This window comes from Solwaraspora sp. WMMD791 (assembly GCF_029581195.1).
In the GTDB taxonomy this organism is placed as follows: Bacteria; Actinomycetota; Actinomycetes; order Mycobacteriales; family Micromonosporaceae; genus Micromonospora_E.
Genome location: NZ_CP120737.1, coordinates 1,452,523 through 1,474,756, shown reverse-complemented (window position 1 = coordinate 1,474,756; position 22,234 = coordinate 1,452,523). Strand labels below are relative to the sequence as shown.

Sequence of the window (22,234 nt, the reverse complement as noted above, 5' to 3'; positions counted from 1 at the left end):
GGAGCACGACGCCATGACTGAGCGGGTGGTACTCGCCTACTCCGGGGGCCTGGACACCTCGGTCGCCATTCCGTACCTCGCCGGGGAACTCGGCGCCGAGGTGATCGCGGTCGCCGTCGACGTCGGCCAGGGCGGCGAGGACATGGCCGTCATCCGCCAGCGGGCGCTGGACTGCGGTGCCGTCGAGTCCGAGGTGATCGACGCCCGCGACGAGTTCGCCGCCGACTTCTGCCTGCCGGCGTTGCGGGCCAACGCCCGCTACATGGACCGCTACCCGCTGGTGTCGGCGCTGAGCCGGCCGCTGATCGTCAAGCACCTGGTGGCGGCGGCCCGCCGCCACGGCGGCACCGTGGTGTCGCACGGCTGCACCGGCAAGGGCAACGACCAGGTCCGCTTCGAGGTCGGCATCGGCGCGCTCGCCCCCGACCTGAAAGTCGTCGCCCCGGCCCGTGACCACGCCTGGACCCGGGACAAGGCGATCGCGTTGGCGCAGGAGAAGGGCCTGCCGATCGACGTCTCGCACCGATCGCCGTACTCGATCGACCAGAACCTGTGGGGTCGGGCGGTGGAAACCGGGTTCCTGGAGGACATCTGGAACGCCCCGATAGAGGAGCTGTACGCCTACACCGCCGACCCGGCCGCACCGCGTGACCCCGACGAGGTCACCGTCACCTTCGACGCCGGGGTGCCGGTGGCGGTCGACGGCGAGACGGTCACCCCGTACCAGGCGGTGACGGAGCTGAACCGGCGCGCGGGCGCGCAGGGCGTCGGCCGGCTCGACATGGTCGAGGACCGCCTCGTCGGGATCAAGAGCCGGGAGGTGTACGAGGCGCCCGGCGCGATCGCGCTGATCACCGCCCACCAGGAGCTGGAGAACGTCACCGTCGAACGCGAGACGGCCCGGTTCAAGCGTACGGTCGACCAGCGCTGGGGTGAGCTGGTCTACGACGGCCTGTGGTTCTCGCCGCTGAAGCAGGCCCTGGACGCGTTCATCGACGCCACGCAGCGGCACGTCAGCGGTGAGATCCGGATGGTGCTGCACGCGGGTCGGGCGGTCGTGGTCGGCCGCCGGTCCGAGGCCAGCCTGTACGACTTCGACCTGGCGACCTACGACACCGGCGACGCCTTCGACCAGAGTCTGGCCCGGGGTTTCGTCCAGTTGTGGGGCCTGCCGAGCCGGTTGGCGACGGCGCGCGACGCCCGGCTGTCGGGCTCCGGGAGCTGATCAGCACAATGGTCGCCGTGGACGACAAGAACCTGACCGCGAACACCGCCAGCCCGAACCGCACCAGTCTGTGGGGTGGCCGCTTCGCCGGCGGCCCGGCCGAGGCCCTGGCCCGGTTGTCGGTCAGCGTCCAGTTCGACTGGCGGTTGGCGCCGTACGACATCGCCGGTTCCCGGGCGCACGCCCGGGTCCTGGCCGCCGCCGGTCTGCTGGACCCCGACGAACTGGGCCGGATGCTGGCCGCTCTGGACGACCTGGAGGCGGCCTGCGCCGCCGGCACGTTCCGCCCGACCATCGACGACGAGGACGTGCACACCGCGCTGGAACGTGGCCTGCTGGAGCGGCTGGGTTCGCTCGGCGGCAAGCTGCGCGCCGGGCGGTCACGCAACGACCAGGTCGCCACCGACCTGCGGCTGTACCTGCGCGATCATGCCCGTGGGCTGGCCGCCCAGCTGGTCGAGCTGGCCGGGGCACTGGTGGAGCAGGCGGAGCGGCACCTGGACACTCCGGCGCCGGGCATGACGCACGTGCAGCACGCCCAGCCGGTGACGTTCGGCCACTGGCTGCTGGCCCATGTCCATCCGCTGCTGCGCGACCTGGACCGGCTGCGGGACTGGGACGCGCGTACCTCGGTGTCGCCGTTGGGTGCCGGCGCGCTGGCCGGCTCCGGGCTGCCGCTGGACCCCGGTGTGGTCGCCAAGGAGTTGGGCTTCGAGACCTCGTTCGCCAACTCGATGGACGCGGTCGCCGACCGGGACTTCGCCGCCGAGTTCCTGTTCGTGACCGCGATGATCGGCGTGCACCTGTCCCGCCTGGGCGAGGAGGTGGTGCTCTGGACCTCGCAGGAGTTCGGCTGGGTCGAGCTGGACGACGCCTTCGCCACCGGATCGTCGATCATGCCGCAGAAGAAGAACGCCGACATCGCCGAGCTGGCCCGGGGCAAGTCCGGTCGCCTCGTCGGTGGGCTGGTCGCGGTGCTGACGATGCTCAAGGGCCTGCCGCTGACCTACGACCGGGACATGCAGGAGGACAAGGAGCCGGCGTTCGACGCGGTGGACACTCTGGCGCTGCTGCTGCCGGCCCTCGCGGGGATGATCTCCACCATGACGGTACGGGTGGACCGGCTCGCCGCCGCAGCTCCGGTTGGCTTCACGCTGGCCACCGAGGTGGCGGACTGGCTGGTCCGCAAGGGGGTGCCGTTCCGCGACGCGCACGAGATCACCGGCAAGCTGGTGGCGCTCTGCGCGGCCCGGGAATGTGCCCTCGACGAGGTCTCCGACGACGATCTGCGGCTGGTCAGCGAGCATCTGGACGCGAGCGTGCGCGACGTGCTGTCGGTGCGTTCGGCGCTGGCGGCGCGGACCACGCCCGGTTCCACCGGCCCCGGGCCGGTGGCCGACCAGTTGGCTGCCGTGGTGGAGCAGCTGGACCAGTGGCGGAGTTGGGCGGCGGCGTCGGTGGTTCCCCGCTGAGGTTGCCGACCCGCAGGGTCAGCCGGTCGTGCGGTCACCCGCTGGCCGTGCGGTCACGTGGTGCTGGTGCCGGCCGGTGGGAACCGGTAGGCGCGGTCGACCCGGGCGACGTGCACGGTGAAGCTGGCGTACCACCGGGCCCGGCCGGCGTCCTGGGCCGCCTGGTGCTCCACCTGCCGGTGCCAGGCGGCGATCGACGACTCGTCACGCCAGTAGGAGACGGTGATGCCGAGGCCGTCGGCTCCGCGGGCGGTGTCGACGCCGAGGAACCCCGGCTGCGCGGCGGCGAGTTCCAGCATCCGACGGGCGGTGTCGGCGTAGCCCTGCGGGTCGTCGTGGCTGAGCCGGGAGGTGAAGACCACCAGGTGGTACGGCGGGGACGGGGTCTGTGCGGGGTTCATCGGTCGCTCCCGGGGTGTGGTGTGCTTGCTCCATGAGATCACCCGTACCGGTCGGCGACCTGGCGGCGGTGCTCGCCGGTCCGGTCGACGTGGCCGCCCGCGCGCTGCTGGGCTGCGTCGTCACCGCCGGTGACGTCGCGGTCCGGCTCACCGAGGTCGAGGCGTACGCCGGGGTCGGCGCGGACCCGGCCTCGCACGCCCACCGGGGCCGTACGCCGCGCAACGCGGTGATGTTCGGCCCACCCGGACGCCTCTACGCGTATTTCAGCTACGGAATGCACTGGTGCGGCAACGTGGTGACCGGACCGCCGGGCGAGGCGGCGGCGGTGCTGCTGCGGGCCGGGGCGGTGGTCGCCGGCCACGGCAGCGCTCGGCGGCGGCGCGGTGTACGGGTGCCGGACCGGGACCTGGCGCGAGGGCCGGCCCGGCTGATGGTCGCGCTCGGTCTCGACGGCGCGGCCAACGACACGTCGGTGCTCGACGGCTCGGGCCCCGCGTCGCTGATCGCACCGTCCGACCCGGTCGAGGTCGCGGCGGTCCGCAGCGGACCTCGGGTCGGGGTGGGTGCGGCGCAGCAGACCCCGTGGCGGTTCTGGCTGGCCGGCGACCCGACCGTCAGCGCGTACCGTCGTGCCGCGCCCCGCCAGCGCACCGCCCGGCGGTGAGCCGGCTAGCGGACCTGCGGGGCCGGTCGCTCGGTCCAGGTCAGCAGGCCGTCCTCGACGGCGCAGCGGGCGAGGTCGAGCTTGGTGTAGGCGGGTCGACCGGCGGCGGCGTACTTGCGCTTGACCCGCTCCAGGTACTGCTTGGCGGTGCCGACGCCGACGCCGACGCGTCGGGCCGACGCGTCCATGGTCAGTCCGGACAGGTAGGCGACGAGGACGGCTGTCTCCTGCGGCGACAGTCGTGGGGTGCGGTGGCGCGAGGATGTGGACACGATGGCCTCCCGGAGCGCGGTGACTCCGGAAGGTTAGGCAGTTGACTCCTGGCGAGTCAACGAGTTGACTGTGATTAGTCGGGGAGTCCACAACAGGACGGCCAGCCCCGCAGATTCGACTCGTGTTGCCCGCCGCCCGAGGCTCCGGTCAGACCGGTCGCGACCAGGGCGAGTACCCCGACCAGCGCGGCGAGCAACGCCACGCGTACGAGCTTCATTGCTCCTCCTTGAGGGTGAGTTAACCTGCACGCAGTAAATAAGGGGGCCGGACGTGAGTCAACAAGTTCACCCGGACTTCCCCCGTCGGCTCCGCGCCTTGCGGACCGCGCGCAACATGACGCAGCGCGAACTTGCCCGGGGAAGTCTGTCGGTCAGTTACATCTCGCTGCTCGAGTCCGGCCGGCGCTCACCCAAACCCGAGGTGCTGCGCGAGCTGGCGGCCACCCTGGGCTGTTCGGTGGCGGAGCTGGCCGGTGACGCCGACGCCGAGGCCACTCGCCCGGCCGCGCTCACCCTGTCCTACGGCCATCTCGCCATCGAAGCCGGCGATCCGACCGAGGCGGAGCGGCAGTTCACCGCCGTGCTGACCACGGACCCACCCGACCCGGTCACCCGCTCCGAGGCACAACTCGGGCTCGCCCGGGCGTTGGCCGAGCAGGGCCGGCTCACCGAAGCCGCCGCGCAGTACGAGTCGCTGCTGCGCGACAACCCCGACGGGCCGGCCTTCGTCGCCTCCCTCGGCATGGTGATCAGCTGGATCCGGTGCCTGTACGAACTCGGCGAACTGCAACGGGTCGTCGAGGTCGGCATGGGCACCCTGGAACGCGTCGACCGGCTCGGCGCGTGGGAGTCCGAGGACGCCGTCCGCCTGCTGGCGACCGTCGCCGCCGCCCACTCCGAGCTCGGTGACCTGCGCCAGGCCGAACGCCTGCTGCGCGAGGGGATGAAACGCGCCGAACGGATCGGATCGCCGCGCGCCCGCGCGGCGCTGCTGTGGAACGCCAGCCAGGTCGCCTGCGAGCAGGGCAGCTACCGGGAGGCGCTGGAGCTGGCCGGGGAGGCACTGGCCTTCTTCCGGCAGGACCGGGACCGGCGCAGCGCCGCCCGACTGCTCACCGCGTACGGCTGCATCCTGCTCAGCCACAGCCCGCCCCGCCTGGACGAGGCGCGGACGACCTTCGAGCGGGCGCTGCGGGAGCTTACCGAGATCGGCGGCGGTATCGACCGTGGCTACGTACTGACCGAACTGTCCCGCACGCTGCTGTTGCAGGGCGACGCGACCGCCGCCGCCGACACCGCCCGCCGGTCGCTGACCGAACTCGGCGGCCAGGCCCACCTGGAACGGGCCCGAGCCCAGACCGCGCTCGCCGCCGCGCTGGCCGCCACCGACCAAGTGGAGCAGTCCCGGGAGATGTTCGCCGAGGCGGCCCGGACCCTCGCCGGGCTGCACGCCTCCCGGCAGGCGGCCAGGGCCTGGGCCGAACTCGGCGACATGCTCGCGGACACCGGCGACCCGGTAGGCGCGGTCGAGGCGTTCCGCCAGGCCACCGCCGCCGTCGCGTTGGGCCGATCGCTGCCGCAGACCGTTCAGCCGGCCCGTCGGGCCGGATAACCCCACCCCTTGGCGAGGTCGTACAACGGTTCCGGCAGCGCCAGGTCCGGCACCTCGCGCGGTGGCTGTACCGTGCCGGTCCGGATCCGGCCGGTCCAGTCGCCCAGGCCGGCCTTGATGGTGCCGTGGTCGAACCGGCCGTACTCCAGCATCGCCGGTTCCCACTCCAGACCGAGGAAGGCGCAGATCCGCCGGGTCGCGGCGGCCGGGTCGGCCGTCAGGTCCTCGTACCGGACCGTGTGTCCGGGCAGTACCCGCCGTGCCTCGGCCAGGCTGGTCAGGTACCGACCGACGCTGTCGGCCGCCTCCTGCGGGGTCTGCTGCGGGCGGGCCCGCGACCAGGAGTCGAGGATCGCCGCCGGATGACGCAGCAGGAACAGGAACCGGGCGTCCGGCCAGACCCGGGCGATCCGGGACCACATGAACACGTTGTGCGGGGTCTTCTCGGCCAGGATCTGTTTGCCGCTGCGTTGCAGGGCGGTGTCCAGCACCCGGTCCCACAGCAGGTGGGTGACCTCCTGGGCGTCCAGGCCGAGCTCGGCCATGCTGTTGGTGATGTAGTGGTCACCCAACTGCACCCGCAGCTTGCTCAGGTGCAGTTCGTGAGGCGCGTAGATGGCCGAGTGGCTGTCCAGCATCATGCGCAGCAGCGTCGACCCGGACCGTACCGACGACAGGACGAAGACCGGCTGCCGCAACAGCCGCTGCGGCCGACGGACGAGCAGACCCCGGCCGCCCCGTCGAGTTATCTGCACCCCGGTCGACCGCGCGATGCGTACGGCGAGGTGGTGCTTCCAGCTCATACGGTCCGACCTTAGGAACCCTGGCTGGGAAAATGCTAGGGGTCGCCGCCATCGGGCACCGGTGGGCCCGGCCGGGACAGGGCGCGCGACGGGCCGGACACCGCCGGTGTGGCCGGGCCTGGCAGGATTCGCAGTCGTCCCGGCTGGGAATTGCTGGTCGACCCGGATGGGCGCTCGGCCCGCGACCCGCACGGGCGCTCGGCCCGCGACCCGCCGGGTCCGCGACGGCGCGGTGGCGACGACGGAAGGTGCACACGTGCAGGGGTACGGGACGCAACTCGCACTCGTCGGGGTCCTGGTGGTGATCAACGCAGTCTTCGCCGGCAGTGAGATCGCCCTGGTGTCGTTGCGGGAGAGCCAGCTGCAGCGACTCGAACGATCCCGGCGCACCGGACGGGTGCTGGCGAAGCTCGCCAAGGATCCGAACCGCTTCCTCGCCACCATCCAGATCGGCATCACCCTCGCCGGCTTCCTGGCCTCGGCGACGGCGGCAGTGTCGCTGGCCCGACCTCTGGTGCCGCTGCTGGAGGTGCTCGGCGGTGCCGCCGAACCGGTCGCGGTCGTGCTGATCACCCTGGTGCTGACCTTCGTCACCCTGGTCTTCGGTGAGCTGGCCCCCAAACGGATCGCGATGCAGCGGGCCGAGCAGTGGGCGCTGGCGGTGGCCCGGCCACTGGACGTCCTGGCCAGCCTGGCCCGCCCGGCGGTGTGGGCCCTCGGCGCCACCAGCGACCTGGTGGTGCGGCTCACCGGCGGCGACCCCGAGGCCGCCCGAGAGGAGATCAGCCCGGACGAGCTTCGCGACATCGTCGCCGGTCACCGAGCCTTCACCGTCGAACAGCAGACCATCATCTCGGGAGCACTGGAGATCGCCGACCGTCGGCTGAGGGCCGTGCTGGTGCCCCGGTTGGAGGTGTTCAGTCTGGACAGTGGCACCTCCACCGAAGCCGCCCGGATCGTGTTGGCCGCCTCCGGCCATTCCAGGGCACCGGTGGTCCGCAACGGCATGCTCGACGACACCGTCGGCGTCGTCCACCTGCGTGACCTGGTCGGCGTACCGGACGACCGGCCGGTCGACGCCGCCGCCCGCCCGCCGATGCTGCTGCCGGAGTCGCTGCCGGTCGTCGACGCGCTGCGGCAGTTCAAGGCCGAACGCCAGCACATCGCCCTGGTGGTCGACGAACGTGGCGCCGTCGACGGCATCGTCACCCTGGAGGACGTGCTCGAGGAGATCGTCGGCGAGATCTACGACGAGACCGACCGGGACGTCCGCGCGGTCCGCACCGAGAGCGACGGTACGTTGCTGGTGCCCGGCACCTTTCCGATCCACGACCTGCCCGACATCGGGGTGGAGCTGCCGGCCCGCCCCGCCGGGGACTACACCACGGTCGCCGGTCTGCTGCTGGCCAGGCTCGGTCACATCCCGACCAGCAGCGGCGAGTCGGTCGCCATCGACGGCTGGACGCTGACCGTGGCCGCCGTCGACCACCATGCCATCTCCGCCGTACGGCTGTGCCGGTCTGCGGACCGGGACGCCGCCGCCGCCGACAGCACCGACGCCGCCGTGGCCGCAGACCCGGTCGCGAACAGGCCGGCCGAGCCTCGCTGACCCACCGCGTCGACGAGGTGGGTGGCCGCGGCTCGGTGCCGGTCAGGCCGGTGGGCGCTGGAACACGAGGCAGTAGTCACCGGTCAGCCAGGCCGGCGGTGCGTCCCAGCAGAGGAACACCTCCTGGCACAGCGTCAGGTGCGCCGCGACGGCGCGGCCGACGTCCCAGGCCAGGGTGGTGACCCGACCGTCGATCCGCATGTTCGCCACGTTGACCACCGCGTACCCGCCGGGCCGCAGCACCTGGGCCACCTGCGCGAAGATGTCACCGATCTCCTCCAGGTAGGTCGGATAGTGGCCGTCGAGGGTCTCGTAGGCGTTGAGCGGATTCTCCGGGTGGTTCACCGCGTCCATGTACGGCGGGGAGGTGAGGCAGAGGTCGACCGGGCCGGGCACCAGCGTGCGCAGTTTGCGCGCGTCACCGTTGAGTACCTCCGCACCGCCGGACCCGGTGCCGGTAGCAAGCCGGCCGCGGATCAACTCGACCCGCTCCGGCAGCAGCTCGATGCCGATCGCCTGCCGACCCATCCGTTGCGCGGTGACCAGCGTGGTGCCGAATCCGGCGAACGGGTCGAGCACGGTGGCACCGGGGACGCTGTACTCAGCGAGCACCGCCTCGACCAGCGACTCCGGGAAATGCACCTCCTGGTCCTCGCCGTCGGGCAATTGCGCGGCCAGATCCGCGGCGGACAGGTGGAGCCAGGGTCTCACCGCACCATTGTCCCCCCGACCCGATCCGCGCCGGCGACCGGTGCGCCCAGGGTCAGTCCGCGTCGTCGGCCGGTGAAGTCGGGCCCCGGTTACGCAACGCCACCCAGGTGGCACCGAACACCACCGCGCCGGCCACGCAGACCGCGACCGTCCGGCCGTTGCCGGTCCAGCCCAGCCACTGCTCCAGCAGCAGCCGCGACCGCGACGACGGGTCCACCAGGGTGATCGCGACGAAGACGGCGGCCAGCGTCCCGGCCCCCAGCGCGAAGGCGCTCGCCCACGGACCTTCCGGTCCGAACCGCCGGTGCAGCACCATCGTCGCCCGAACGATTCGTCGGGCCCGCACCAGTCGCAACGTACCCACCGTGTACAGCAGCCGCAGCACCTGCAGCGGGCCGAGTGCCAGCACCGTCACCGGAACCACCACCAGAGTGAAACCGACCAGGTGACGGTTGCGCCGCAACCAGCCGAGCCGGTCACCGGACAGCGCCAGCAGCACGACGGTCTCCGCCACCAGGACCGCCCCGCTGACCCAGTGCAGCACCTCGCCCAACGTGGCCAACGTGCCACCGGCCAGCGTCAGGAACACCGCCGGCACCGACGCCAGCGCCGCGACCAGCACCGGCCCCGCGAGCCGCCGTTCCCACCGGGAGCTGCGGTCCTCCGTCGACCCACCGGTCATGACGACTGGTCGCTGGCCCGCTCAGCTTCGCCCGTCGACGGGACCGACACCGGAATCTCCCGGCCGAGCCGGGCGCCACCCTGCAGACGCAGGTCGTCGCCGCTCCAGAACCGGCCCGGGTCGTACCAGTTGCTGCGTCGGCCCGTCGGCAGCAGCCCCATCGCCTCGTAGGTGACCGCCACCACCTCGGCGCAGTACACGCTCTCCCACTGTCCGGCGGCGCGCTGGCGCATCGCCGGGGCCGGCACCCGCCCGCGCAGCCAGCGCCAGGCCAGCTGCGCGGTCGACGGGAACGGCGTACCGTCCAACCGCGCGACCGTCCGTAGCACGGCGTCCTCCATGGTCGCGTCCGCCGGCGGATCCAACTGCCGCAACCAGCCCCGTTGACCGTACCGGCGGGCCCAGACGGTGACCGCGTCGCGCAGATCGTGCAACTGCACGCCCCGATGGTGGGTGCCCGACCACATGTCCGGCAACGAGCGGCCGAGCTCGGCGTGCCACAGCAGCGGCGGAAGGTCGTCGATCACCACCGCCATGCCGACGTGGTTCACCGGGCTGTTCGTGGTCACCTGGATGGCGCGGTCAGGCACCGTGCGCCCGCGGAACAGCCACAGATCACCGGTGCGGGTCAGCTCCACCGCAGCGTCGAGGGTAAGTGGGCCGCCGGTCATCCGACTACCCTAGGCGGATGCGTTGGTGGAAGGTAATGGGCCTGGCCGCGTTCGTCGGCGTCGCGGCGACCGGTGCGGTGATCGTTCGGGCCGAACGGCGCCGACGGGCCTACACGCCGGAGGAGATCCGCGGCCGGTTGCGGCAGCGACTGGCCGAGGCCGGTCCCGCCGACGCCGAGGGCGCGACCAGTTGACCGTACGGTCACAGCAGCTCCGCCTGGCGCAGCAGATGCGCCAGGCCGGCGCCGTCCGGCGCGGACAGCCAGCGACGGCCACCCGGTCCGGCGGTACGCGACGTCTCGCCGGCCGGCGCCGGTAGGTTACCGGCCAGCACCGCCTGGGTGGGGGAGAGCCGGCGGATCGCGACCGCCGCCACGCTGTCGGGATGCTCGGCGGCGAACTCGGCGTAGATTTCCTGGTCGTGCTGACCGTCGTCGCCGACGAGCAGCCACCGCACCTGCGGAAACTCGTCAGCGAGCCGGGCCAGGCTGGCGCGCTTGTGCTCCCGGCCGCTGCGGAACCACCGCTCCGCCGTCGGACCCCAGTCGGTGAGCAGCAGCGGACCCGCCGGATACAGATGCCGGGACAGGAATCTACGCAACGTCGGCGCCACGTTCCACGCCCCCGTCGACAGGTAGAGCACCGGTGCGCCGGGATGGGCGGTGACCAGACGTTCGTACAGCACGGCCATCCCGGCCACCGACGCACGTGCGTGCTCGTCGAGGACGAACGTGTTCCAGGCGGCCAGCATCGGCCTCGGCAGGGCGGTCACCATGACCGTGTCGTCGATGTCGGAGATGATGCCGAACCGGACCTGCGGATCCACGATCCGCACCGGGGCCTCCACCGGTTCGGCGTCGCCGCTGTGCAGCCGGACCGAGGCCCAACCCGGTGACAGGTCGGCCGGCACGACGGTGTCCACGAATCCGCCCCGGTCGGCCTGGACCTCGTGCTTGCGGCCGCCGGCTTCGATGACCACGGGCGCGTGCTTGACCGGCAGGGTCGCGAAGCTGCGCCAACCCCGGACCTTGTGCGGACGTCGGGGGTGCGGATCCGGGCGCCCCAGCAGCACCCGCGCCATCACCCGCACCCAGCCCGGAGCGCCGTAGCCGGTGTACGGAATCAACGTCACGTCCCAGCCGCGCCGACGCAGTCGTCGTTCGAACAGGGCGTGGATGGCATCCTCCAGCCGCACGGCCCGCTGGGCACCACGAGCAGCCGGGCTCACGGGAGTCATCGCCACGGTGCCACCCTGCCACAGCGGTCCCGTCCCGGCGCGGCGTGGTGAGGGCGTATGCCGCCCGGAACCGCGTCACCGGGACCGGACCGCTCGGCGACCCGGATCACCCCTCAGGAGCCGACAGCAGTACCGACAAACGGCGGATGGCCGCAGGGCGGGGCCAGTAGTAGACCCAGGTACCGCGCCGTTCGCAGTCGACCAGCCCGGCCTCCCGCAGCACGCGCAGGTGGTGCGAGATCGTCGGTCCGGTCAGCGCGAACGCGGCCGACAGGTCGCATACGCAGACCTCCACTCCGGCGGAGGCGATCATGGACAGCAGACGTAGCCGGACCGGGTCCGCCAGCGCCTTGAACGCGCGCGCCAGTTCACCGGCGTGCTCGGCGGGAACGGCGGCGCTCATCAACGGCGCGCAGCAGGGCACACCGGTGCCGCCCGGCCCGGCCAGGGTCTGCTCCATGGGTCAACCTTGGCAGCCGCCGGTACGCCCGGCAAGCAGGGTCAGGCCGGATCCAACTCGATCTCCACGCGGGGTACCTCGACGAGGCTGTTGTGCACGGTGCAGTGGGCCGCGACCGCCCGCAGCGCCGCCCGCCGTCCAGCCGGCAGATCGGCCGGTGCGGTGACCTCGATCCGGATGGCGCCGACCCGCGCCGGCCGGTCGGTGGCCATCACGTACCGGGCGGAGACGGCGAGACCCTCCCGGGACAGTCCATGCCGCTGCAGGTAACGGCCGGCGTAGAAGGCGACGCAGGAGGCGAGGGAGGCGACGAACAGTTCGACCGGGGTCGGTGCGCCGTCGTCGCCTCCATTGGTCGCCGGCTGGTCGACGAACACCTGGTGACCCCGGACCTGCACCGCGTACCGTTCGCCGTCGACGTGATGCACGGTCAGACCGGTTCCGGTCGGATCGTGCCGGACCTGTGGCGCCCGTTCGGTGACCATGGTGTTCATCGTCGCGCTCCTTCCGCCGGTGACCGATCCCGCGTTGCCGGCCACCTTCAGCACACCAGCTGCCGAGCGTGCGGGTCAGTGCCGCACGACCCTGACCCGGCCCGGTCGTTCGACCCGACCGGCCGGGACGTCCGGCTCGCTCAGCCGGTCAGCACCCGGGAGTGCAACGCGCCGACGACGGCCCGGGCGGACAGCAACGCCCCGTGCTGCCAGGCAGGCGTGCGGCTCAACCAGTCGCCGGCGAAGTAGACCCGCCCGGCCGGGCGCAGCAGCAGGTCGTACGCCGGCGATCCGTACGGCGCGGACACCCACGCGCCCTCGATGTGCCGGACCCGGTGCCAGGCGACCGAGAACGAGGTGGCGGCCTCGGTGCGGTACCGCTCACCGTGGATCTTGACGCCCTGGGTGATCGCCCGGTCGTGGCGCTCGGCGGGCGTCAACAGCCCGTACGAGCGGGCGGCGGAACCGGTGTTGTAGTAGCCGACGATCAGGCCCCGCTCGGCGTGGAAGTCGTGCGAGGGGTACCAGACATGGGCCAGGTCCAGGTCCGTTTCGGTGATCCCGCCGTAGATCCGCAGGTCCCGTTCCCACCAGCGGCTGCGGTACTCGATGCCGATCTTCCCCGCCGGCGCGGGCGGAAAGCTGGCCAGCGCCGACCGCACCGGGTCGCCGAGATTGTGCGGCACCCGGGCCATCAGATGCGGCGGGAGCGTCGCGACGCAGAAGTCGGCGGTCAACCGCCGGACGCGGCCGCCCTGCCGGTAGGTGACGGTCACCGCGTCCGGCCCGTCGACCAGGTCCACCACCTCGGCTCCGGTACGGACCACACCGGGACCGACGGCGCGGACGAACGCCTCGACGATGCGGTCCATCCCGCCGACCGGCTGGAACATCAGCATCGCCTGGTCGTAGCCGAGTTCGAAGCTGAAGTAGCGACCGACATTGCTGGCCAGCACCTCGGGCAGCGGCGGCGGCGGGCCCAGTGGAGTACCGGTGTCGTTGCCCGCCCCCGGGTCGGACGCGTACCCGCGCCGGGACGTGCCGGTGTACGCCCAGCCGGCGCTGCGGCCGCCGATCGCTCCGAAGCTCTGCAGGAACGACAACAGCCGTTCCTTGTCGTCGGCGGTGAGCTGCCCGTCGAGGGCTCCCTGGTCGGTGGCCTTGGCGAGCAGTTCGGCGACGTAGCCGTACATGTCGGCTTTCGCGGTCCGGTACCGCACCGGGGTCGCGGTCGGCGCCGCGCTCGACTCGTTGTAGATCATCGCGCTGGCGTTGGCGTTGGTGAAGACCTCCACCGGGACGCCCAGCTCCCGGCAGTAGTCCATCGTCACCATCCACTGCGCGATGCGGGCCGGTCCGGCGTTGAAGTACGTGCCGGTGTGGTAGCCGGACCGCTGTACGTGGCCGTCCAGATCCGTCTCGGTGCTGCCCCGGCGGATCGTCAGACTGCGGCCACCGACGACGTCGCGCGCCTCGACGACGGTGCACTGGTAGCCGGCCTTACCCAGCTCGTACGCGGTCGCCAGGCCGGCGACGCCACCGCCAAGGACCACTACCCGCCCGGCGGTACGTCCGGTCACCCGCAGGTCCCCGGCACGAGGTGGCGTGTACGGCGGTGTCGCGGTCGCCGCGCTCGGTGCGAGTCCGAGCGCGCCCATGGTGGCGAACAGGGCACCGGCGCCGCCGCTGACGCCGACCTGGTGCAGAAAGTGGCGTCGGCTGACGCCTGGGGACGGCTGGGCCACATCGGCCTCCACAGCATCGGATCTGATTGGCGGAGATCGATCATGTGAGCGACGTGTTGCCGGACGTGTCCGGCCAGATGAACGACAAGTTTCGATGTTCTGGTGGGTCGGCCGCGACCTGCGCCGCAGGTGGGAAACCGGATGTCACCCCACCCCGGCGATGAGAGACAATCGCGCGGTGACGGACCAACGAGACCCCACGGGTACGCCGACGGTGCTGGACGAGCTGCGCTGGCGTGGCCTGATCCAGGACACCACGGACGCGGCGGAGCTGGGCGCACAGCTGACCCGCCCGACGACCTTCTACGTCGGCTTCGACCCGACCGCACCGAGCCTGCACGTCGGGCATCTGGTGCAGGTGGTCACCGCCCGCCGGCTGCAGCAGGCGGGACACCGGCCGCTGCTGCTGGTCGGCGGTGCCACCGGGCAGATCGGCGATCCGAAGGAAGGCGGCGAGCGTAACCTCAATCCGCCCGAGGTGGTCGCCGGCTGGGTGGACCGGATCCGTGGGCAACTGGCCCCGTTCGTCTCGTTCGACGGCCCCGCCGCGGCGCTGGCGGTGAACAACCTCGACTGGACGAGCCCCATGTCGGTGGTCGAGTTCCTCCGGGACGTGGGCAAGCACTTCCCGGTCAACCGGATGCTGGCCCGCGAAGTGGTTCGCGCCCGGCTGGACAGCGGCATCAGCTTCACCGAGTTCAGCTACCAGCTGCTGCAGGCCAACGACTTTTTCGAGTTGCACCGCCGGTACGGTTGCGCGCTGCAGTTCGGCGGCTCCGACCAGTGGGGCAACATCACCGCGGGGGTGGACTACGTCCGTCGGCGGGGTGCCGGGCCGGTGCATGCCTTCACCACACCTCTGGTCACCCGCGCGGACGGCACCAAGTTCGGCAAGACCGAGGGCGGCGCGGTCTGGCTCGACGCGGCGTTGACCAGCCCGTACGCCTTCTACCAGTTCTGGGTCAACGTCGATGACCGCGACATCGGTCGCTACCTGCGGTACTTCAGCTTCCGTGACCGTGACGAGATCGAGTCGCTGGAGCAGGAGTCCGCCGCCCGGCCGGCGGTGCGCACGGCGCAGCGGGCGTTGGCCCAGGAGCTGACGACCCTGGTGCACGGTGCACCGGAGGCGGCTCAGGCGGTGGCGGCCAGTCAGGCGCTGTTCGGCCGGGGTTCGCTCGAGGAGTTGTCCCCGGAGACGCTGCAGGCGGCGCTGCGGGAGGCTGGCCTGGTGACGGTACGGGGCGAGGTACCCGCGGTGGCGGTACTGCTCAAGGAGTCAGGTCTGGTCGGCAGTCTCAACGAGGCACGCCGGGCGATCGCCGAAGGCGGCGCGTACGTCAACAACCAGCGGGTCGTCGACGTGGACGCTGCGGTGCCAGCCGAGGCGCTGTTGCACGGCCGATTCCTGGTCCTGCGCCGGGGAAAGCGCACCTTTGCCGGCGTTGAGCTGGCAAGATAGTCGGATGTCGATGGTGTGACGCGGGACGCGTCCGCTCGATTTGACGACTGATCGGGCGGGCGCGTAACTTTCTCTCTGCCCGCAGGGGACGGACGGAAACGCCGAGGCGAAAGCCGGAGCTAGAGGCCGGAACTGCGGGACGACCTTCCAGGTCCGGGTGTTCTGACACCGAACGGAGCTGGTCGGGCGGGGCCGCGACGACAGTGCCGGTGGAGCTGGGGCTGATTTGGCGCGGCGAGGCCGACCGAGTAGGGTTGACGACCGCAGGGCACCGGGCAGCCGACGGAAACGTCGTGGCCGGCCTGCAAGACCAAGGTACGGAGCAGTGGTACCACGCTGCCTCGCGCCGGTCAGGTCAAAACGGCGCTTAGCACCACGATCCGGAAAAACCCGGGTTGACGGGGCGAAAGAGTCAGAGTAAGGTAGTACAAGTGCCCGGCGGAAGTCGGGTGGGACGGATGGCCCTGGTGGGGTTGCCTGCTTGGTGTGGGTGGTTCTGCTGGTGTGTGTTTGTTCTTTGAGAACTCAACAGGGTGCTTGATAAGCCAGTGCCAAAGTTTGTTTGGTTCCCGGCTGGTTGACTGCTGCTTTGGTGGTGGTTTTCTGGTTGGTGATTCCTTGGCATTTTATATGCCGGGTTTGATTCTCTAGATTTTTGTTGGAGAGTTTGATCCTGGCTCAGGACGAACGCTGGCGGCGTGCTTAACACATGCAAGTCGAGCGGAAAGGCCCTTCGGGGTACTCGAGCGGCGAACGGGTGAGTAACACGTGAGCAATCTGCCCCAGGCTTTGGGATAACCCCGGGAAACCGGGGCTAATACCGAATATTACATGCTGCCGCATGGTGGTGTGTGGAAAGTTTTTCGGCTTGGGATGGGCTCGCGGCCTATCAGCTTGTTGGTGGGGTAATGGCCTACCAAGGCGACGACGGGTAGCCGGCCTGAGAGGGCGACCGGCCACACTGGGACTGAGACACGGCCCAGACTCCTACGGGAGGCAGCAGTGGGGAATATTGCACAATGGGCGGAAGCCTGATGCAGCGACGCCGCGTGAGGGATGACGGCCTTCGGGTTGTAAACCTCTTTCAGCAGGGACGAAGCGCAAGTGACGGTACCTGCAGAAGAAGCGCCGGCCAACTACGTGCCAGCAGCCGCGGTAAGACGTAGGGCGCGAGCGTTGTCCGGATTTATTGGGCGTAAAGAGCTCGTAGGCGGCTTGTCGCGTCGACTGTGAAAACCCACAGCTCAACTGTGGGCTTGCAGTCGATACGGGCAGGCTAGAGTTCGGTAGGGGAGACTGGAATTCCTGGTGTAGCGGTGAAATGCGCAGATATCAGGAGGAACACCGGTGGCGAAGGCGGGTCTCTGGGCCGATACTGACGCTGAGGAGCGAAAGCGTGGGGAGCGAACAGGATTAGATACCCTGGTAGTCCACGCTGTAAACGTTGGGCGCTAGGTGTGGGGGGCCTCTCCGGTTCTCTGTGCCGCAGCTAACGCATTAAGCGCCCCGCCTGGGGAGTACGGCCGCAAGGCTAAAACTCAAAGGAATTGACGGGGGCCCGCACAAGCGGCGGAGCATGCGGATTAATTCGATGCAACGCGAAGAACCTTACCTGGGTTTGACATGGCCGCAAAACCTGCAGAGATGTGGGGTCCTTCGGGGGCGGTCACAGGTGGTGCATGGCTGTCGTCAGCTCGTGTCGTGAGATGTTGGGTTAAGTCCCGCAACGAGCGCAACCCTCGTTCGATGTTGCCAGCGCGTTATGGCGGGGACTCATCGAAGACTGCCGGGGTCAACTCGGAGGAAGGTGGGGATGACGTCAAGTCATCATGCCCCTTATGTCCAGGGCTTCACGCATGCTACAATGGCCGGTACAATGGGCTGCGATACCGTGAGGTGGAGCGAATCCCAAAAAGCCGGTCTCAGTTCGGATCGGGGTCTGCAACTCGACCCCGTGAAGTCGGAGTCGCTAGTAATCGCAGATCAGCAACGCTGCGGTGAATACGTTCCCGGGCCTTGTACACACCGCCCGTCACGTCACGAAAGTCGGCAACACCCGAAGCCGGTGGCCCAACCCCTTGTGGGAGGGAGCTGTCGAAGGTGGGGCTGGCGATTGGGACGAAGTCGTAACAAGGTAGCCGTACCGGAAGGTGCGGCTGGATCACCTCCTTTCTAAGGAGCGCTCTCCCGGCGAAGGTCGGGTAGGGAGCCTGCCGCCTCCGAGTGTGGGGTGGGGGTGCTCATGTGGCGGAGACACTGGTGAGTTCGTGTCGGCAACGGCTGATGCTGCTAGTACTGCTTCTGCTTTCGGGTGGGGGTGTGGAGGGTGGTGTTGGTGCGGCTGGTGTGGATGGTGAGCATCCTGTTGGGTCCTGAGGGAACAAGCCACGGTGTGGGTTGTTGTCTTGGTGTGCCAGGCATGGCCTGGTCTCGCATACCGGCTGCCGGTTGGTGGTGCTGGTGTGGGGCTTGGGGTTGTGGGTTGGTCGTTTGTTGAGAATTACACAGTGGACGCGAGCATCTTTGTGGTCAAGTTGTCAAGGGCGAACGGTGGATGCCTTGGCACTAGGAGCCGATGAAGGACGTGGGAGGCCGCGATAGGCCTGGGGGAGCTGTCAACCGAGCTGTGATCCCAGGGTGTCCGAATGGGGAAACCTGGCATCAGTCATGTGGTGTCACCTGCACCTGAACTCATAGGGTGTGTGGAGGGAACGCGGGGAAGTGAAACATCTCAGTACCCGCAGGAAGAGAAAACAACAGTGATTCCGTGAGTAGTGGCGAGCGAAAGCGGATGAGGCTAAACCGGCTGCGTGTGATACCTGTCAGGGGTTGCGTGGTCGGGGTTGTGGGACTCTGCTGATCGGACTGACATCCGGTCGAGAAGTTACAAAGCCAGTTGCTAGCCGAATGGTGTGGAAAAGCCAACCGTAGGCGGTGATAGTCCGGTAGGTGAAAGTGGCTGGTCTTCTGTGGATGTTCCCGAGTAGCGGCGGACCCCTGAAATCTGCCGTGAATCTGCCAGGACCACCTGGTAAGCCTAAATACTTCCTAGTGACCGATAGCGGACGAGTACCGTGAGGGAATGGTGAAAAGTACCCCGGGAGGGGAGTGAAATAGTACCTGAAACCGTTCGCCTACAATCCGTCGGAGCCTTTAGGGGTGACGGCGTGCCTTTTGAAGAATGAGCCTGCGAGTTAGTGGCATGTGGCGAGGTTAACCCGTGTGGGGTAGCCGTAGCGAAAGCGAGTCTTAATAGGGCGTTGAGTCGCATGTTCTAGACCCGAAGCGGAGTGATCTAGCCATGGGCAGGCTGAAGCGCGGGTAAGACCGCGTGGAGGGCCGAACCCACCAACGTTGAAAAGTTGGGGGATGACCTGTGGTTAGGGGTGAAAGGCCAATCAAACTCCGTGATAGCTGGTTCTCCCCGAAATGCATTTAGGTGCAGCGTCGCGCGTTTCTTGCCGGAGGTAGAGCACTGGATGGTCTAGGGGGCCTACAAGCTTACCGAAATCAGCTAAACTCCGAATGCCGGTAAGTGAGAGCGCGGCAGTGAGACTGCGGGGGATAAGCTTCGTAGTCGAGAGGGAAACAGCCCAGATCGCCAGCTAAGGCCCCTAAGCGTGTGCTAAGTGGAAAAGGATGTGGGGTCGCTTAGACAACCAGGAGGTTGGCTTAGAAGCAGCCACCCTTTAAAGAGTGCGTAATAGCTCACTGGTCAAGTGGTTCCGCGCCGACAATGTAGCGGGGCTCAAGCACACCGCCGAAGCTGTGGCATTCACGCGTGTACTTCGCTGATCCTTTCGGGGGTTGGTGCAGGTGTGTGGATGGGTAGGGGAGCGTCGTGCCGGGGGTGAAGCAGCGGGGTGACCCAGCTGTGGACGCGGCACGAGTGAGAATGCAGGCATGAGTAGCGAAAGAAGGGTGAGAAACCCTTCCGCCGGATGACCAAGGGTTCCAGGGCCAGGCTAATCCGCCCTGGGTGAGTCGGGACCTAAGGCGAGGCCGAGAGGCGTAGTCGATGGACAACGGGTTGATATTCCCGTACCCGCGAAGGAGCGCCCATGATGAACCTCGTTGTGCTAACTGCCCGAACTTGGTGAGGTTTTCGGACTGATCTGAGGGAGCGCGGGAACCTGGCGGGTAGTAGTCAAGCGATGGGGTGACGCAGGAAGGTAGCTGATCCCGGCCGGTGGTTGTGCCGGGGTAAGCGTGTAGGCCGTGCCATAGGTAAATCCGTGGTGCATGAGGCTGAGACGTGATGCCGAGCCGATTCAGGTGAAGTCAGTGATCCTATGCTGCCGAGAAAAGCCTCTAGCGAGCTTCTAGCGGCCCGTACCCCAAACCGACACAGGTGGTCAGGTAGAGAATACCGAGGCGATCGGGCGAACTGTGGTTAAGGAACTCGGCAAATTGCCCCCGTAACTTAGGGAGAAGGGGGGCCGGAGACGTGAAGCCCCTTGCGGGTGGAGCGTTGTATGGCCGCAGAGACCAGGGGAAAGCGACTGTTTACTAAAAACACAGGTCCATGCGAAGAAGTAATTCGATGTATATGGACTGACGCCTGCCCGGTGCTGGAACGTTAAGGGGACCGGTTAGCTCTTCGGGGCGAAGCTGAGAACTTAAGCGCCAGTAAACGGCGGTGGTAACTATAACCATCCTAAGGTAGCGAAATTCCTTGTCGGGTAAGTTCCGACCTGCACGAATGGCGTAACGACTTTCCTACTGTCTCAACCACAGGCCCGGCGAAATTGCAGTACGAGTAAAGATGCTCGTTACGCGCGGCAGGACGGAAAGACCCCGGGACCTTTACTATAGCTTGACATTGGCACTCGAATTAGCTTGTGTAGGATAGGTGGGAGACTGTGAAGCTGGTACGCCAGTATCGGTGGAGTCATTGTTGAAATACCACTCTGGTTGATTTGGGTTTCTAACTTCGGACCGTGATCCGGTTCAGGGACAGTGTCTGGTGGGTAGTTTAACTGGGGCGGTTGCCTCCTAAAGAGTAACGGAGGCGCCCAAAGGTTCCCTCATCCTGGTTGGCAATCAGGTGTTGAGTGTAAGTGCACAAGGGAGCTTGACTGTGAGACTGACAGGTCGAGCAGGGACGAAAGTCGGGACTAGTGATCCGGCACTTGCGTGTGGAAGCGGTGTCGCTCAACGGATAAAAGGTACCCCGGGGATAACAGGCTGATCTTCCCCAAGAGTCCATATCGACGGGATGGTTTGGCACCTCGATGTCGGCTCGTCGCATCCTGGGGCTGTAGCAGGTCCCAAGGGTTGGGCTGTTCGCCCATTAAAGCGGTACGCGAGCTGGGTTTAGAACGTCGTGAGACAGTTCGGTCCCTATCCGCCGCGCGCGTAGGATACTTGAGAAGGGCTGTCCCTAGTACGAGAGGACCGGGACGGACGAACCTCTGGTGTGCCAGTTGTCCCGCCAGGGGCACGGCTGGTTGGCTACGTTCGGAAGGGATAACCGCTGAAAGCATCTAAGCGGGAAGCTCGCTTCAAGATGAGGTGTCCCACCCACTTGATGGGGTAAGGCTCCCAGTAGATGACTGGGTTGATAGGCCGGAGATGTAAGCCAGGTAACTGGTTCAGTTGACCGGTACTAATAGGCCGAGGACTTGACTTCGAAGGTGTACGCGTCCACTGTGTGATTCTGGGCAAACGGGCATTCCCTGTTGGGTGTGTTTGGTTTGTTGTTAGGGTTACGGCGGTTATGGCGGAGGGGAAACGCCCGGTTACATTCCGAACCCGGTAGCTAAGCTCTCCAGCGCCGATGGTACTGCACTCGTGAGGGTGTGGGAGAGTAGGTCACCGCCGGACATCTTTACAGTTAAGGGCCGCTCCCTGCGGGGAGCGGCCCTTAACTGTGTGCGCCCGCCGTGCGTCGGTCCGGCGGCATCAGGGAGGATAGAGTCGTGAACCCAACTGGGCAGGATGGCGACCGGCCTCGCCGTGCCGATGACCGTGGCGGCAGGACCGGTGGCGCCGGCCGTGCCGGAGGCGCTGGAGGCCGTGGCGGTGGCGCCGGCCGCGCCGGCAGTGGCGGGGGCCGTAGCGGTGGCGGTGACGGTCGGCCGTCGCGCGACGACAGAGGTCCCCGTCGTGACGATGACCGGGGCGCACGCCGGGAGGGAACCTGGCGTGACAACGACGCCCGGGGACGTGACCGTGGCGATGCTGCCCGCCCGGACCGGTTCCGTTCGGACCGGAGGGACTCGCCAACCGGCGGCCGACGCGGCGACGGCGGTTACCAGCATCGCGATGGTGGCAGCCGCCCCACGACCGGTGACGGGGATCGTGCCAGGGGTGCCGACCGTTCCGGCTACAGCGGCGGCCGTGACCGCGCCGGTGGATACTCGCAGCAGTCCCGTCCGGCACGTCGTGACGGTGGTTCCTATCGTCGTGACGACGCCGGTGCAAGGCCTACGTACGGCAGCGGCTCGCGGGACAGCCGCACGACCGGGTCGACCGGCTCCACTGACGGCCGTCCGTCGCGCGACGGCGCGTGGCGGGCACGGACCGACCGTCCGACGGCGCCGTCGGGTGACCGGCGGGCACCGTACCGGGGCGACGACCGTGATCAGCGGGGCCCGCGCCCATGGGCGGACCGGGGCGACGACCGTGACAGCCGCCGTCCGGTTCGCCGTGACGGCGACCGGCGCGACGAGTCCCGCGCCGGCAACTGGCGTGACCAGCCTCGTGGCGAC

18 protein-coding genes and 3 rRNA genes are annotated in these 22,234 nt (G+C 68.5%); 10 read left to right on the top strand and 11 right to left on the bottom strand.

The window, feature by feature from the left end:
• Positions 1–13: 13 nt before the first annotated feature.
• Both O7623_RS06310 and argH read left to right on the top strand, forming a co-directional pair.
• Positions 14–1,225, top strand: a complete 1,212-nt coding sequence (locus O7623_RS06310) for an argininosuccinate synthase (RefSeq protein ID WP_282227643.1) — start codon at positions 14–16, stop codon at positions 1,223–1,225.
• An 8-nt stretch (positions 1,226–1,233) separates the two neighbouring features.
• Positions 1,234–2,697, top strand: coding sequence for an argininosuccinate lyase (argH, locus tag O7623_RS06305; protein ID WP_282227642.1), 1,464 nt, complete (start codon positions 1,234–1,236; stop codon positions 2,695–2,697).
• 53 nt (positions 2,698–2,750) lie between these two features.
• Here argH and O7623_RS06300 read toward each other — a convergent pair whose 3' ends face one another.
• Positions 2,751–3,098, bottom strand: coding sequence for an antibiotic biosynthesis monooxygenase (locus tag O7623_RS06300; RefSeq protein WP_282227641.1), 348 nt, complete (start codon positions 3,096–3,098; stop codon positions 2,751–2,753).
• 32 nt (positions 3,099–3,130) lie between these two features.
• Here O7623_RS06300 and O7623_RS06295 point away from each other — a divergent pair, with 32 nt between their 5' ends.
• Positions 3,131–3,763 carry a DNA-3-methyladenine glycosylase gene (locus tag O7623_RS06295; RefSeq protein WP_282227640.1) on the top strand — a complete coding sequence of 211 codons (633 nt, stop codon included), beginning with the start codon at positions 3,131–3,133 and terminating at the stop codon, positions 3,761–3,763.
• Between the two features lie 5 nt (positions 3,764–3,768).
• On the opposite strand, the gene O7623_RS06290 is transcribed toward O7623_RS06295, so the two are convergent.
• Positions 3,769–4,035 (bottom strand): hypothetical protein, encoded by a 267-nt coding sequence (locus O7623_RS06290; RefSeq protein ID WP_282227639.1) that lies wholly within the window; start codon positions 4,033–4,035, stop codon positions 3,769–3,771.
• Positions 4,036–4,109: 74 nt separating this feature from the next.
• On the bottom strand, positions 4,110–4,253 hold the full coding sequence (locus O7623_RS06285) for a hypothetical protein (RefSeq protein WP_282227638.1): 144 nt from the start codon (positions 4,251–4,253) through the stop codon (positions 4,110–4,112).
• 53 nt (positions 4,254–4,306) lie between these two features.
• Between O7623_RS06285 and O7623_RS06280 the strand changes: the two genes are divergently transcribed.
• On the top strand, positions 4,307–5,647 hold the full coding sequence (locus tag O7623_RS06280) for a helix-turn-helix domain-containing protein (protein ID WP_282227637.1): 1,341 nt from the start codon (positions 4,307–4,309) through the stop codon (positions 5,645–5,647).
• Here O7623_RS06280 and O7623_RS06275 read toward each other — a convergent pair.
• The gene (locus O7623_RS06275; protein WP_282227636.1) at positions 5,623–6,450 is read right to left on the bottom strand and encodes a sulfotransferase; all 828 of its coding nucleotides are present in this window, start codon (positions 6,448–6,450) and stop codon (positions 5,623–5,625) included. The two genes, O7623_RS06280 and O7623_RS06275, sit on opposite strands and share 25 nt — an antisense overlap.
• A gap of 256 nt (positions 6,451–6,706) precedes the next feature.
• On the opposite strand from O7623_RS06275, the gene O7623_RS06270 reads away from it, so the two are divergent.
• Positions 6,707–8,059 carry a hemolysin family protein gene (locus O7623_RS06270; protein WP_282227635.1) on the top strand — a complete coding sequence of 451 codons (1,353 nt, stop codon included), beginning with the start codon at positions 6,707–6,709 and terminating at the stop codon, positions 8,057–8,059.
• A 42-nt stretch (positions 8,060–8,101) separates the two neighbouring features.
• On the opposite strand, the gene O7623_RS06265 is transcribed toward O7623_RS06270, so the two are convergent.
• Genes O7623_RS06265 through O7623_RS06255 form a run of 3 tightly spaced genes read right to left on the bottom strand, consistent with a single transcriptional unit; the run spans position 8,102 to position 10,123 of the window.
• Positions 8,102–8,770 carry a DNA methyltransferase gene (locus O7623_RS06265; RefSeq protein ID WP_282227634.1) on the bottom strand — a complete coding sequence of 223 codons (669 nt, stop codon included), beginning with the start codon at positions 8,768–8,770 and terminating at the stop codon, positions 8,102–8,104.
• Positions 8,771–8,822: 52 nt separating this feature from the next.
• A complete protein-coding gene (locus O7623_RS06260) occupies positions 8,823–9,452 on the bottom strand; it encodes a hypothetical protein (RefSeq protein ID WP_282227633.1) in 630 nt (209 codons plus the stop codon).
• Entirely contained in the window at positions 9,449–10,123 is a 675-nt protein-coding gene (locus O7623_RS06255) for a hypothetical protein (protein WP_282227632.1), read from the bottom strand. Before O7623_RS06255 ends, O7623_RS06260 begins: the two co-directional genes overlap by 4 nt.
• A 17-nt stretch (positions 10,124–10,140) precedes the next feature.
• Between O7623_RS06255 and O7623_RS06250 the strand changes: the two genes are divergently transcribed.
• Positions 10,141–10,317, top strand: coding sequence for a hypothetical protein (locus tag O7623_RS06250; RefSeq protein WP_282227631.1), 177 nt, complete (start codon positions 10,141–10,143; stop codon positions 10,315–10,317).
• Positions 10,318–10,325: 8 nt separating this feature from the next.
• Here the strand turns inward: O7623_RS06250 and O7623_RS06245 are convergent, their stop codons facing one another.
• The 4 genes from O7623_RS06245 to O7623_RS06230 form a co-directional block, all read right to left on the bottom strand.
• Positions 10,326–11,360, bottom strand: coding sequence for a phosphatase domain-containing protein (locus O7623_RS06245; protein ID WP_282229335.1), 1,035 nt, complete (start codon positions 11,358–11,360; stop codon positions 10,326–10,328).
• Positions 11,361–11,466: 106 nt separating this feature from the next.
• Entirely contained in the window at positions 11,467–11,820 is a 354-nt protein-coding gene (locus O7623_RS06240) for a metalloregulator ArsR/SmtB family transcription factor (RefSeq protein ID WP_282227630.1), read from the bottom strand.
• Positions 11,821–11,861: 41 nt separating this feature from the next.
• Positions 11,862–12,314, bottom strand: a complete 453-nt coding sequence (locus O7623_RS06235) for an OsmC family protein (RefSeq protein WP_282227629.1) — start codon at positions 12,312–12,314, stop codon at positions 11,862–11,864.
• 140 nt (positions 12,315–12,454) lie between these two features.
• Positions 12,455–14,059 (bottom strand): FAD-dependent oxidoreductase, encoded by a 1,605-nt coding sequence (locus O7623_RS06230; protein WP_282227628.1) that lies wholly within the window; start codon positions 14,057–14,059, stop codon positions 12,455–12,457.
• A 178-nt stretch (positions 14,060–14,237) separates the two neighbouring features.
• On the opposite strand from O7623_RS06230, the gene tyrS reads away from it, so the two are divergent.
• The 4 genes from tyrS to rrf all read left to right on the top strand — a co-directional run bounded on the left by tyrS (position 14,238) and on the right by rrf (position 21,347).
• Entirely contained in the window at positions 14,238–15,521 is a 1,284-nt protein-coding gene (tyrS, locus tag O7623_RS06225; RefSeq protein ID WP_282227627.1) for a tyrosine--tRNA ligase, read from the top strand.
• Positions 15,522–16,176: 655 nt separating this feature from the next.
• A 16S ribosomal RNA gene (locus O7623_RS06220) occupies positions 16,177–17,693 on the top strand.
• Positions 17,694–18,048: 355 nt separating this feature from the next.
• A 23S ribosomal RNA gene (locus O7623_RS06215) occupies positions 18,049–21,153 on the top strand.
• 77 nt (positions 21,154–21,230) lie between these two features.
• Positions 21,231–21,347, top strand: a 5S ribosomal RNA gene (rrf, locus tag O7623_RS06210).
• The 16S, 23S and 5S rRNA genes sit together here, the layout of an rRNA operon.
• The last annotated feature ends 887 nt before the right edge of the window (positions 21,348–22,234 follow it).